A 13,455-nucleotide genomic window follows, 5' to 3' on the forward strand; every position below is an offset into this window, starting at 1 on the left:
TCTTGAACTACAATCCTGAAGCAGATATCACTTCATTTAGTTGACTACTAAAGTCATTGTCACTTAGATTGCTAATTTTGTACAGTATGTCAGCACCATTAACATCAAACTCTACGATGTGTTGATCAATCTCTTCGTCTTGGCGTCGGAACATCAGAATATGGTTGGCGATTCTCGCCACATCTAAATACGTCACGTCCGCATCACTTGAACCATAAGGTGAGTTAGAAGCCACCTCGAGGAAATCTTTGTCAAAGCCCCAGTTAGTTAGCACCATCTGACTGGCACTGGTGCACTGGTTATCAAAAATCTGTAACGCGATATCTTCATTCAGGTAATTTCCGCGCTCTAAATACCAGTGATATTCGTTCACGATACAGAACAAGCCGATATCCGCAAGTAGACCGGTTAACAAGGCTTTATCGGTTTCTAAATTATGGTATTTAGCATCCCCCGTTTCTTTGAAACCTCGTGTCACCATGACCATAGTGGCGGCCAGTTCACGAGAGTTGGCGGCACTATCAAACAGAATTCGGTCACAGGTTTTACTCAAGTTTACCGAGTGTTTGAGTTGTTCAATTGCTTGCGCGGTGACAATGTCTCTAACACGGCTAATCCCCAAACGAGAGACGGCGGTGATTAAGTCAGTGCAAGTGATGTTGCGACGATTGAAAATAACCGAGTTCGCTACGCGAATTACAATAGCGGCAAGACTTGGATCTTCAACTAAACAATCAGCAATGTCAGAAATACCCGTCGCTTCTTCAGTACACAGCTTCTGAATTCTCAGTACAACTTCAGGAATAGGGGGAAGGGTAATTTTTCCCGAGTTAATGGATTGCTCAAGCATTTGCGCAAATTCGGATTCGATACCTTGCAGCATGGCATCATTGTTGTCTGGCAGCCAATAGAACGATAAATGATTCATAGTTATTTTTACCCTGTGGTCACACCTTAAGTGTATCTTCTAGCTTTGTTGTCTAGCAAATGAAGCTTAATACCAAAGTGCAAGAAACTGTGATCTAATCCGAGTAATTCGATCCTGCTCAAATAAAATAGACGGCACACTTCGCAAATCCATATTCTGTCTCAGATTTAGGACAAACGAATTAAATCTCTGTGAACTGTGTACGGACTTCTTTCGATGCGTAAACTATTCTGGATTTCGTAGCGACACACTTTGATTACAAACTTATAAATAACTGTTGCTATTAGGTTTTTTGCTGCTGATTTCTGGTAACTGCTTACTCGGGGTAAACAGATGCGAGGATCAAGGAAAATGTCAGAACACGGTTTTTTGGATTACGTTGGCAACTTAGGTGACTTTCAAAAACGTTCTATGTTTGGTGGGACAGGTCTGTTCAAGGATGAGGCGATGTTTGCCCTGATCAGTCAAGACAGACTCTTTATTAGAGGAGGAGATGAGCTCGATAAAGAATTAAGTGCTTTAGGCTGTGTAAAATATCGACATGTAAAACGACAAACGACAGCTACTGTAAATTATTACGATGTCACTGAGTTATACAGCAAAGCTTCGCATGAGCTAGAAGCTTTGATCGAAAAATCGATTGCTAACTCTTTAACTCAAAAGAAAGACAAAAAATCTGTTTCTAATCGTCGTCTACGTGATCTGCCGAATATGCAGTTGACGTTGGAAAGAATGGTTAAGAAAGCGGGTATTGAAGATGTCGAATCCTTCTTGGATTTGGGTCCATCGGAAGTGTTTAGCCGAGTTAAACAAGCTTATGGTAATGATGTAGATGTAAAGCTGCTTTGGAAGTTTGCAGGCGCCAAACAAGGCATCCACTGGAAACTGCTGCAAGAGCCAGCGAAACGCGAATTGCTAGACGCTTGTCAGTAAATGGATTTTTACCAGTAAACTGAAAAGAAATTGCTTCATTGAGTACTGACTCATAATAAAAAGCCGAGGTTGTAAACCTCGGCTTTTTTACGTCTGTTTGTATGGCTGTTTAGCTAATCAGAACTTAAAACGGCTGGTGAACATCAATTGGTCACCATAAAAGTCGTTAACACGGGCTTCTGCACCAAGAGAAAATAGCTCAGTGGTATGGAATCTCGCATATGCTGACCCTGCCCAGTTGTCGTTGTCTTTGTCGTCAATCGATACATATTTAATCTGACCACCCACTTCTAGTTGTGGGCCTAACCACTGACGGACACCAAGATTGAGTTCAATGCCGGTATCAGTGCCATTTGGGCCATCGTCATCAGTTAGTCGAACTAGCATCTCACCGGTCAAATCCGCCCAGTTATTGATAGGAGAATGGAAGCCCAGACCAGCGCCTGTGTCGTAGTCACCTTCAAATTCTGAATCGGCACGTGCGATAATATGTGCGTTAGGGTGAACAGATGCGCTGTACGCTAGACCAAATGTAACCGGGCTGGCACCAATTCTTGCTTCTATGTAGTCGTAGCTGAAGTTGCTCATGACGGCGGGGTCATCGTTGTAGCTTTGCGCGAAAGCTGACGCTGAGGCAAGTAGCAATGCTGAGGCTGTAAGTATTTTACGCATGATTAAGATAAACCTTTACCATAATGAATTTCTGTCAGTGGATTCAGGAATGACAGCTTTCTGTCTTTCTCAATAAGAACCCGGTTTTCAACATCTTAACGAAAGCAGCGACAAAGTCATCAGCAAAATGTCAGAGAATTGTCGTTGTTTGTGTCTATCTGTGACTTTATGCAAGCGTCGTACCAGCTGACTTTACTTAGTCGCCGTAGTTGATTCTGTTATCAGAAATTGCTTGAAAGATTTTTTCTGTGTCTAACACTTGTGCCCATGGCATAAGGTCAGGTTCGTTATCAATAACGTACTGAGTAAGTTGATCTTTAATAACATTTCGCAGTTCATCACCACGCCAAGGTTTGGCGATAAAATAATCTAGGCTACTGTGGTTGACGGCTTCAACTGTATCTTCCAATCCCGCTTGCCCAGTGAGTAGCAATTTCTTGGCTGTATGGGTTTCAGGCTTGTCATTCAACTCTATCAAAAAACTGACACCCGTTTGCTCCGGCATAATGTGGTCACACAAAACCAACGCCAGTGGAATTCCATCGTTTTGGTAATCTTCAATAATGGATTTGGCTTCCTGGACTGATTCGGCTGGCTCAATATCAAAATGCTCTTCAAATTCATCAAGGTCTTGAATAACACTGTCTAGCACTTCTCGTTCATCGTCGATGCACAGTATTAGATATGGGTTCATCGTCTGTCCTATGGTTTAGAGGTTCGAATTCAGAGTAATGGGTAACATGACCCGCATTAGTGTGAATTGGTTTGGTTCACTTTCCACGTCAATAATGCCGCCGTGTTGGTTGGCTATCTGCTGACAAACCGACAAGCCAATTCCCAAACCAAAGTTGCCTTCTTTTTTGGTAGTGAAGTTGAGGTCAAAGATGTTGTCTTTCATATGTTTGGGAATACCGCAGCCATTGTCTCTAAAGCTGACAAGAATCCAGTCTTCCTGGTTGCGTGTAATGGGCTGAGTTTCTATTGTGAGCACGCCTTGCTCCGGAAATGCATCGATTGCGTTGGCAATCAAATTGGTCCAGATTTGCTGTAGAGCGTTTACCTGACCGTAGATTTGTGGAATTTCTCCATAGTGTCGTTCTATTTTGTGCCGCTTCAACGAGTTTTCAAAGATCAATAAGGTGTCTTCTAATCCTTCATGAATGTCGATGAGCCGGAAAGTTTCATCATCTTGCCTGGCGTAGCCTTTTAAGCTTTTGACCATTTCCGCGATTCGGTTACTACATACATTTAGTGAACGCAAAGTATTGCCAATAACGCCAAAGCACTCCAAAGCATGCAGTTCGGGTAACGTCAGCGTTTTGGCTTGTTTATCATCATCTAGGCCGAGTTTGATCAATTTTTTTGCAACGGATTTATCTACACCGAGTTGGGTCAATTGTTTGGCTGCCTGGCGTTCTTCGCTGGTTGACCGTGTCTTACCATACAAGCCGTGGCGTAGCACATGAATTTCTTGTGGATCTATGAGGTCTTTTCTACTGGCAAACAAAGATTCGAGTGACTGCGTAATTCGCTCACTTCCGCGCAAAATAGCGGCGATAGGATTGTTTATCTCATGGGCAACGCCCGCAATGAGTTGACCAAGAACCGCCATTTTTTCTCTCTCGACCAGTTGCTCTTGGGCGAGGTTAAGCGAGTCTAAGGTTTTTTGAAGCTCTATCTTTGTGGTGATACTGCGTTGTAAGCGTCGATTAAAGTGCCGCAATAATAAGTTTGTGAACAAAGGTAGCAGGTCAGTGTTGCTGTGCATCACTCTAGCAAAATCCTCGCGGTCGAGTTTTATTACGGATGTGGGTTCAAGGGTTATCCCGGTTGAAAACGAAGGTTCGCCAGTTACAAATGACATTCCGCCAACCAAATTACCTTTACCAAAGCGAACCACTTCCGTGTTGTCACCAAATTCATCTTTTTTGAACAAAGCGATCCGACCTGATGTTACAAACCACAAAAACCGGTTAGGACGACCTTCCGAGGTTAATACGTGCTCTTTGGAATACTGGCGTATCGCGTTTTGCTCGTCTCCGGTGTTGGAGAAATGATCTGTTAAGGTTGAGATGACTTTGTCGGCAAGCTCTTGGTCAGATAACTTGTGGTGATCCGTGATAAATCCTTCGCGGTAACGACGCATTTTGTTTTCTATGTGACTGCGAAGAAGCGCTTGGTGGTCCAGAACTTGGCTGTAGGTAAGGATATTATCGTTGTCATGGCGAATAACAAACTGAGTGAGTTCTTTTTTGGCCGTTTCCAGTACCTGTTTGTCTGGTAAGGGATGAGTTAAGCAGTGATCTAGCCTCCCTTCGTTGACGGCAGAGACAATAGCCTGAACGTCGCTACCGCAGCTGATCAAAATTCGGCGAGCACGTTTCGTATGAGCATTATCGTTAAGCTGAATTAAGAAGCTGACACCATCTAGGTCATCGTGTTGACTGGCAATGACCAGTGCCAGCTCTTGTCCTTTTTGCTGGGCAAATTCGAGAGATTGCTGGGCTTCTTGCAAGCTATAAGTCAAATAAACGTCAAATTTACTAGCGAACGGCTGCAATTCAATCCGGAATTGATCAAGCGTAACTGGATTGTTATCCAAACATAAAATGGCAAAAGGTGTCACACGGCTCCCAAAACGTACAAATAGACTCCAACCACCAATCTAGCAGGCTTTTTGTCCTTGAACTGCGAGCCGAGTTGTATAATGCTGCGACCTCTTGTTAGTTGAGTACTATGTTCTAAAAAACCGTGAAGCTGGCAACGTTTGGCATGATTTAAATAATCATGACGGCCGGTAAGCGTTAATCAGAGAAACGAATTTATGCATCCTTTAGTAAAACTTGGCGCCTTTGGTGGCGCATTCGCTTTAGCAGGTATTTGGCCGTTAGCCGTCGGGCATATTGGCGAGAAGGTCATCCATAACAGTGCACAAGCGACCTCATCAGATCAGTACAAACTAGAAGTTATTGAGTATGACCGTGGTTATTTGAGCTCAACGGTAAAAACTCAGTTTGAATTTACCGATCCGAGTATTACTGAAGCGTTTTTGGCATTGGGAATTGAAAACCGCGTAGTGCTGATTAGCCAATTAGACCACGGATTAACGGGTATTGATTCGGTTTCTTACATCGAAGGCTGGGATGAGTTCCCAGTAGAAATGCTGGCACGCACTCAACTTAATGGTAATACAGATTTTACCGTAAACACTCAGCAGTGGAATATCAAAGTTCCTGAAGAAGAATCAGGCAACATCGCGATTGAACCTATGACCTTAACAGGCAAGGCAACGGTTGACGGGAAAGTAGACTTTAACTTTGTGGCTCCTCTTATCACTGCCTCTTTTGAAGATGGCAGTCAAATGAAGGCTGCTGACATGTCTCTGACTGGCGAAACTTATTACCAATCTGGTATTTGGGCTGGCACGCAAAACATGACGTGGAGCTCGGTATCTGCTGTAGCTGCAGACGGTTTATCGATGTTCCAGATGGACAATCTGAAAACGGCAGCTCAAACGGATTTCTCTGAAGATGGTAGCAAGACGAGTAGTGCAGTTCAGTTCACCATTGATTCGATTCAATCTGAAATAGATCCAATTGAAATTCGCGATATCAAACTGGATTTTGCCTTAACAGACCTTGATGCTGACTCGTTTGTTAAAACCATGAAGCTATTGGAGCGAATGGATCGTCTGAACGCAGAGGAAGTGGCAGAGTTGCAACAGCAAGCACAAACGTTGATTGGTCAAGGTTTTGGTATCGCCATTGACAACTTTAGCTTTGTGAAAGATGGTGCTCCGGTCAACGGGCAATGGACAATGCAATTACCTGCAGGTATCGATAATGCATTATCGGCGCCGGACCAACTAATCGGAAAAATGACAGGAAAAATCGACCTTAATGTCTCACAGGCTTTTGTCGATCAAATTCCTGGTGCCCAATACACGGTTGATGATTTGATCGTCTCTGAATGGATCAGCGAAGAAAACAGCCAATATGTCTTTGATGGGAAAATTGAAAATGGTCAATTGGCCTTAGCGAATGGCAAGCAGGTACCACTTATGATGCTCTTTATGCAGGGTATGATGATGAGTCAGTAAACATCTGTTTTTGGCCATTAGAATGAAAAAGGAGCCTGAAAGCTCCTTTTTCTTTTTTTGTTTCTCAAAAAGTGGTATACCGACATAGGTCACACTTATTTTGGAGTAAAGGAATCTCATGTCGTCTGAACAGGAAACCATTTATAATTTCAGTGCCGGTCCAGCTGCTATTCCAGCACCTGTGCTAAAGCAAGCTCAGCAAGAACTCATCGATTGGAATGGCCTTGGAACCTCCGTAATGGAGATTAGCCATCGCAGCAAAGAGTTTATTCAAGTTGCTCAAGAAGCAGAGCAAGATTTCCGTGATTTGTTGTCGATTCCTGATAATTATAAAGTGTTGTTCTGCCAAGGCGGCGCAAGAGCGCAATTTGCTGCCGTTCCACTTAATTTGTTAGGTAAAGCAAAAAAAGCCACCTATGTCGATGCAGGCTACTGGGCGGAAAGTGCGATTACAGAAGCGAAAAAATATGCTGAAATCGAAGTTGTTGATGCTAAAACGGAAATTGATGGAAAAGTTGCCGTTAAACCAGCCTCAGAGTGGCAAGCATCATCAGAATCGGCTTATCTTCATTTCTGTCCAAATGAAACGATTGATGGTGTCGAACTGTCTGACCTACCAGACACCGATTTACCTATCGTCGCAGACATGTCGTCGAACATTCTTTCTCGTAAAATTGATGTATCCAAATACGGTGTAATTTACGCAGGCGCTCAGAAGAATATCGGCCCATCTGGCTTGTGTATCGTGATCGTCCGCGATGATCTTTTAGATTTGGCCAATGAATTAGTTCCAAGCTTTATTAGCTACAAAATCCTGGATGCTAAAGAATCGATGTTTAATACACCACCATCCTTTGCGTGGTATCTGTCGGGCCTAGTATTTAAATGGCTTAAAGAGCAAGGCGGTGTTGAAGCAATTGAAAAGGTGAATGCTGAAAAGGCGCAGGCACTATACAGCTATATCGATTCGTCGGATTTCTACAAAAACAACATTCACCCAGCGAATCGCTCTCGCATGAATGTGCCGTTTCAATTAGCGAAACCTGAGCTTGACGACTTATTCTTGGCGCAAGCTAAAGAGCAGGGCTTAGTTGCGTTAAAAGGTCACAGAGCAGTAGGTGGAATGAGAGCTTCTATCTATAACGCCATGCCATTAGAGGGTGTACTAAAGCTCGTTAATTTCATGAAAGAGTTTGAATTGGCTAACGCCTAGTTAAATCTCTACTTTTCAAAGACTAACAAAAAATCCCAAGCATAGCTTGGGATTTTTTTTGCTCTTTTTTTGTCTGCGGTTTCATAGAGTTCACTATTATGGACTAGTCTATTTACTAGATTATTACTTAAACACAGGGTCTAAAGTGAAAACCGGACATATGGTACTAGGCTTGTTTGTGGTTTCACTACTGACCAACAGTGTCATGTTTGGGGTCAGCTGGATGACTGTACTCTCAGCTTTATGTATTTCAGGTTTGTCCGTTGCTGGTTACAAGTGGAAAACATATCGCATCAATTTATCGTATCAGCATGTCTATCAGGCACTGCAGACCTCATTGTTTCCGACGTTGAACAAACAACTGGAAGGCTCGTTTTCATACACATCGAGCGCGGTTCGGCAGCTCACTAAAAAAATCATCGAGCTTAAGGAATTGTCTTACGAGCTTTGTCAGCTTTCTGGTCAGCAAGGTGAGGTAGAAAGACAAAAGGCTTTGTTGAGCCAGATCGAAAGTTTACATCAGGAACTAATAATTTTAATGCAGTTTGGTGACCGCATGCAGCAGAAGCAGGCGGGTGTGATTGAGGGCTTAGAGATCATATCAGCAGCGCTGCGTCGGGTTAAAGATGAACCAGACAGTTTTAACATCGAGCAGCTTGTTGATTCTTTAAAACAAATTGAACAACGTACCAAGCTGGAACAGGAAAAATCCCCTCAAGATGAGGGAAGCGTTACTTTTTTCTAGCGGTATTACGTAGGGTAAGGTATGAAGAAAACGATATTAATTGTTGATGATTCCGATTCGCTGAGAGAGGTAGTGAACATTGCCCTTACGGGTGCTGGTTACGACGTTGTTGAAGCTCGGGATGGTGTTGATGGGTTAGATAAGTTGAACGGCGACAAATATCACTTAATTATCAGTGATGTAAACATGCCGAATATGAACGGTATTGAATTTGTCAAAGAAGTGAAAAACCGTCCTAAATACAAATTTACACCCATCATTATGTTAACAACAGAGACTCAAGAATATTTAATGGAGGAAAGTCGAAAAGCAGGGGCTAAAGCCTGGTTGGTGAAACCATTTCGACCCGATCAGATGTTGCAAGCTGTCTCAAAGATACTCGCTTGTTAAGAGAGCTGAGGTAGCAAGATGGACACACCTATCTATCAATTGCCTTATGAATTGACGATTTACGAAGTTGATGAAGTGTATCAAGAACTTCTTCATCTTATGAATACGTCGCAAGCCATTTATCTAGACGCGTCGCTAGTAAAAGAAATGGATGCAGCAGGCTTTCAGTTGATCGTCTGGTTCGTTAAGTGGGCAGCGAAAAACAACGTATTAGACCCATTTTCAGACATTAGCGAGTATTTAGACGAGTACGTCAGCTTATTCGATTATCGATTGATCGTCTCTGAGGGCGATATATGAAGAATCAATATGAGCAAGCATTGCAAACCTTTGTTTCTGAAGCCAATGAGATGCTGGAAGAAACAGAGCACACTTTGCTCGATGTGAAACCCGAAACCGATTCATTGGCATGGGTAGATTCCGTCTTTCGCCACTATCACACGATTAAGGGTTCAGCCGGACTGTTTGGTTTAGACAATATCGTTGAGTTCACTCACTTATTAGAATCCACGCTCGATAAAGTTCGTCGTCACACGCTGGTGCCGGATGACAAATACCTGGAGCTATTGATTGAATCCAATGACATGATTAAAACCTTGGTGCAGGGTATTCACGGTCATTCACCTGCTATTAACGCCGATGTAGTAAATGCGACAATCAGCAAACTCAAAGGGTATCTAGAAGGGCAATTGACTGAAACGGTTGAGAAGGTCAACCAAAAAGAAGCAACGGTCCACAGCGGTATCTGGCACATTTCCTTCCGACCGCATAAAAACGTATTCCAAGATGGGCTCGACCCAGTCGCATTTATTAAATATCTGAAAAATCTCGGCAATGTACAGAGTGTGAAAATTATTGAGGAAGCTTTAGAAGCTCACTTTGATGATTTTGACCCAGAGCAGTGCTATCTAGGATTTGAAATTCGATTTTCAGGCACAGTATCACGACAAGATCTATTGGACGCGTTTGAGTTTACCGAGAAAGACGCGGATATCGTTGTGATTCCACCACACAGTCAAGTAGAACAATATCTGGATTTGATTCAAAAGTTACCAGATAACAACCAGAGGATTGGTGAAATACTGGTGCAGATTGGCGCGATCAGTGAAAAAGAGTTGAAGCAAGGACTAGAGCAACAGGCGAGCATTCAGACTAATCAACAAATTAAGCCACTCATAGGGCAGTTGTTAAAAGAAAACCAGCATTTACCGGAATCAGTAATTAACGCCGCGGTGGAAAAACATCAACCTCAAACCGTCGTAGCTAAAACATTGCGTATTGAAGCAGAAAAACTCGATCAATTAATCGATTTAGTTGGAGAGATGGTGATCACTGGTGCAAGAACCAGCCTCCTTGCTCATGAAACGGGCTATGAACCGTTAACTGAAGCTATGGCTCAACTAGAAAGATTGGTAGAGAGTATCCGAGACAATTCTCTTCAATTACGAATGGTACAAATTGGCGATACCTTTTCGCGGTTCAAACGCATGGTTCGAGATACAGCCAAAGAAGCCAATAAAAATGTTGAGCTACATATTAGCGGTGCCGAGACCGAATTAGACAAAACCTTTGTCGAAAAATTAAGTGACCCATTAACTCATCTTGTTAGAAATGCCATTGACCACGGTATTGAAAATGCGGAAGAACGTATCCGCCGAGGCAAGAATCCTATTGGCAAAATTCGCCTCCACGCTTTCCACGATTCGGGTTCTATAGTGATTCAAGTATCAGATGATGGCGGTGGGTTGGACGAGGATAGAGTATTAAAGCGTGCCATAGAAAAGGGTTTGGTTAGAGCCGGTGAAAGTCACAACCCGCGTGATATTTGGCGGCTCATTTTTGAACCTGGTTTTTCAACTCGTGACGTTGTCACTGATTTGTCTGGCCGTGGCGTCGGTATGGATGTGGTCAAGCGCAATATTGAGAGCCTAAGAGGCAATATCGAACTTGAAAGTGAGAAGGGTGTCGGGTGCAAATTTACCATTCGGCTGCCGCTTACTTTATCCATTATTGATGGCTTTCTGTTTAAGGTGGCAAACGTTGATTACGTCATCCCGCTGGATAACGTCGTCGAGTGTCTGGAACTTCGAGAAGTGACATCCGAAGAAGAAATCAAAGGCAAACAATTCGTTAACTTGAGGGATGGCCCAATGCCATTTATTCGCCTAGCTCAGTGGTTTGGGTTGGAAAGCGAGAGTGATTTTGAAGAAGAAGCCTTAGTTGTGGTTCAGTTTGGCACCCTTAAGGCGGGTTTGGTCGTTGACAGTTTAACTGGCGAATACCAAACCGTAGTTAAGTCTATGGGGCCTCTATTTGAAGGGCTACGTGGAGTCAGTGGCGCAACCATTATGGGAAATGGTGAAGTTGCCATAATTTTGGATATTTTTGCTTTGATTCAAGCAGCGTTGAGTCAAATTGAAGCCCCTGGGCGCTTTAAGCACTAATAGTTCTAAGTCTATATGACGGAGATAACATCATGTTTTTTAGACTATCTATAAAAAACAAAATCATACTCGCTATGGTTACTATGGGTTTGGTCCTATTAGTGATAGCGGTATCAGTTCAATCCAAGAATCGCACCATTGAAAATTACGCGCTTAGTGTGGGTAAGGAAGAAATACCCAAAGCGGTCCTTTCACTGGCTATGCTGGATGAGCTAGGCGACATGAACTCCAATGTGTTGGAGTTCATTACTGGCGAAGCGGAAGAAAAAGAAGATTTTCAAATTAACTACAATGAGTTCGTAGCATTCTTCGAACAGATTCGTCGCTTGCCAACGTCAGACCCGGTCGAGATGCGTCAAATTGACGACATGATGGGTCGATACTACAACGACTTACAAAATTTAGTGTTCAATAAATTTGATCCAACTTTAGAAGATAGAGCGGTAGCTGAATACAATCGTCTGCTAGATGACTATGCAAGACCACTTGAGGCGCTGCTTGATACGTTGAAAGAAGAAGAAGTGGCCGATGCCGGGTCCTCCGGAGACTTCCAGGAAGTAGTAAATGATGATTTGCCGGGTGTACGTTATTACCTTGAAATGATCGATGAAGAAGGTGACATGGTTAATGCCCTTAATGCCTATATGCGTGGCGAAATAGGTGCCGAGGCTCAATATGAGGTCGAGGCCAGAAACTTCCAATCGTTTCTAGCCGAAATTAAACCATTGGAACGTCGACCTGCTGAGATAAAAGCGCTAGGTGAAGTGACTGAGAGTTTTTTCCAATTGTATAACGGTGGTAAGGAAATTATGGCCACCTACAATCCACGCGACAAAATTGAAGCAGCGAGAACCATAGACCAACTTGAGCACGAGGTGTTTAACAAGATAGAAGACCTACTTGAACAAATAAGTGCTCGAGCGGATACCAGAGCAACAGGCTCTTTGGATGACTTAGTAGAAGCTGCTCGAGAAAGCATTTCTCTAGTTTGGTCTTTGTTGGTGATTGCGATTGTGCTTGCCACTGCCACTGCACTTTTCTTGATTCGCGGAATAGTTCAGCCAATCAAAGCACTTTCGGAAGCTGCAGAGGATTTACGTTCGGGTGAAGGTGACTTAACACGTAGAATCCCAGATTTTGGTAGCGACGAAATTGGCGAAACCGCACGAAGCTTTAACGGATTTTTAGAAAGACTGCAGCGCACCATGCTAGATATCCGTCGTTCGGTTGAGTCTATCTCGCATAGTACCAATGAGGTCACCGGCACCTCTCAAATGCTTAGCAGCACTTCCAGTCAACTTGCGGCCAGTGTGGAAGAAACAAGCGCTTCACTTGACCAAATGAGTTCTTCGATTTCTATGAATACTGAAAACTCTAAAGTAACCAACGGTATTGCTACCCAATCTAGCTCAGAAGCGCATGAAGGCGGTAAAGCGGTAAACGACACGGTTGATGCAATGACGGAAATTGCTGAGAAAATTGGCATCATCGAGGACATCGCATACAAAACCAACTTGCTAGCCCTGAATGCAGCGATAGAAGCGGCGCGTGCTGGAGAGCATGGCAAAGGGTTTGCTGTGGTTGCGGACGAAGTACGTAAATTAGCGGAACGCAGTCAAGTTGCTGCTCAAGAAATTAGTTCCTTGGCAGATAACAGCGTGAAAGTTGCACAGCATGCCGGTGACATGCTTAATCGCATGGTACCTAATATCCAAAAAACGGCTGACTTAGTACAAGAGATTACAGCCGCCTCAACTGAACAAAGTACCAGTGTTGCTGAAATCAATCGTACGGTTTCGCAGCTTGATGAAATCGCTCAACAAAACGCGTCTGCTTCGGAAGAACTGGCAGCGACTGCTGTGTTGGTTCAAGAGCAAACGTCTGACATTCGCAAAATTGTGAATTATTTTAAAGTATCGGGACAAGGTGAACACGGATACTCGACAAACTTGTCTGTTGCTCCGGCGCGCGACAGTGCTAGTAAAGGCAAAGCAGATCAAGAGTCTGGTTTTGTGCCTTTTGAGGAATAGC

The 13,455-nt window shown here is 43.4% G+C and carries 12 protein-coding genes; 8 read left to right on the top strand and 4 right to left on the bottom strand.

Going from position 1 to position 13,455, the window contains the following annotated elements; genetic code table 11:
• Positions 1 to 7: 7 nt before the first annotated feature.
• A complete protein-coding gene (locus tag ACXAFJ_RS05040) occupies positions 8 to 928 on the bottom strand; it encodes an HDOD domain-containing protein (protein WP_475321853.1) in 921 nt (306 codons plus the stop codon).
• A 351-nt stretch (positions 929 to 1,279) separates the two neighbouring features.
• Between ACXAFJ_RS05040 and ACXAFJ_RS05045 the strand changes: the two genes are divergently transcribed.
• On the top strand, positions 1,280 to 1,861 hold the full coding sequence (locus tag ACXAFJ_RS05045) for a TfoX/Sxy family DNA transformation protein (RefSeq protein ID WP_475321854.1): 582 nt from the start codon (positions 1,280 to 1,282) through the stop codon (positions 1,859 to 1,861).
• 117 nt (positions 1,862 to 1,978) lie between these two features.
• Here ACXAFJ_RS05045 and ACXAFJ_RS05050 read toward each other — a convergent pair whose 3' ends face one another.
• The 3 genes from ACXAFJ_RS05050 to ACXAFJ_RS05060 form a co-directional block, all read right to left on the bottom strand.
• Complete coding sequence (locus tag ACXAFJ_RS05050; RefSeq protein WP_475321856.1) at positions 1,979 to 2,533, bottom strand: hypothetical protein; 555 nt, start codon at positions 2,531 to 2,533, stop codon at positions 1,979 to 1,981.
• A gap of 196 nt (positions 2,534 to 2,729) precedes the next feature.
• A complete protein-coding gene (locus ACXAFJ_RS05055; protein ID WP_475321858.1) occupies positions 2,730 to 3,227 on the bottom strand; it encodes a response regulator in 498 nt (165 codons plus the stop codon).
• Between the two features lie 15 nt (positions 3,228 to 3,242).
• A complete protein-coding gene (locus ACXAFJ_RS05060) occupies positions 3,243 to 5,159 on the bottom strand; it encodes an ATP-binding protein (RefSeq protein WP_475321859.1) in 1,917 nt (638 codons plus the stop codon).
• 198 nt (positions 5,160 to 5,357) lie between these two features.
• On the opposite strand from ACXAFJ_RS05060, the gene ACXAFJ_RS05065 reads away from it, so the two are divergent.
• The 7 genes from ACXAFJ_RS05065 (at position 5,358) to ACXAFJ_RS05095 (ending at position 13,454) form a co-directional block, all read left to right on the top strand.
• Positions 5,358 to 6,632 carry a DUF945 family protein gene (locus ACXAFJ_RS05065; protein ID WP_475321860.1) on the top strand — a complete coding sequence of 425 codons (1,275 nt, stop codon included), beginning with the start codon at positions 5,358 to 5,360 and terminating at the stop codon, positions 6,630 to 6,632.
• Between the two features lie 118 nt (positions 6,633 to 6,750).
• The gene (gene serC / locus ACXAFJ_RS05070; protein WP_475321862.1) at positions 6,751 to 7,845 is read left to right on the top strand and encodes a 3-phosphoserine/phosphohydroxythreonine transaminase; all 1,095 of its coding nucleotides are present in this window, start codon (positions 6,751 to 6,753) and stop codon (positions 7,843 to 7,845) included.
• 178 nt (positions 7,846 to 8,023) lie between these two features.
• Complete coding sequence (locus ACXAFJ_RS05075) at positions 8,024 to 8,590, top strand: hypothetical protein (RefSeq protein WP_475321863.1); 567 nt, start codon at positions 8,024 to 8,026, stop codon at positions 8,588 to 8,590.
• Positions 8,591 to 8,611: 21 nt separating this feature from the next.
• Positions 8,612 to 8,980 carry a response regulator gene (locus ACXAFJ_RS05080; RefSeq protein WP_475321864.1) on the top strand — a complete coding sequence of 123 codons (369 nt, stop codon included), beginning with the start codon at positions 8,612 to 8,614 and terminating at the stop codon, positions 8,978 to 8,980.
• An 18-nt stretch (positions 8,981 to 8,998) separates the two neighbouring features.
• Positions 8,999 to 9,280 (top strand): STAS domain-containing protein, encoded by a 282-nt coding sequence (locus ACXAFJ_RS05085; protein WP_475321866.1) that lies wholly within the window; start codon positions 8,999 to 9,001, stop codon positions 9,278 to 9,280.
• The gene (locus ACXAFJ_RS05090; RefSeq protein WP_475321867.1) at positions 9,277 to 11,424 is read left to right on the top strand and encodes a chemotaxis protein CheA; all 2,148 of its coding nucleotides are present in this window, start codon (positions 9,277 to 9,279) and stop codon (positions 11,422 to 11,424) included. The genes ACXAFJ_RS05085 and ACXAFJ_RS05090 overlap by 4 nt, the downstream gene beginning before the upstream one ends.
• A gap of 32 nt (positions 11,425 to 11,456) precedes the next feature.
• On the top strand, positions 11,457 to 13,454 hold the full coding sequence (locus ACXAFJ_RS05095; protein WP_475321868.1) for a methyl-accepting chemotaxis protein: 1,998 nt from the start codon (positions 11,457 to 11,459) through the stop codon (positions 13,452 to 13,454).
• Position 13,455: the final 1 nt, after the last annotated feature.

This window comes from Vibrio sp. ABH4_348 (assembly GCF_056159765.1).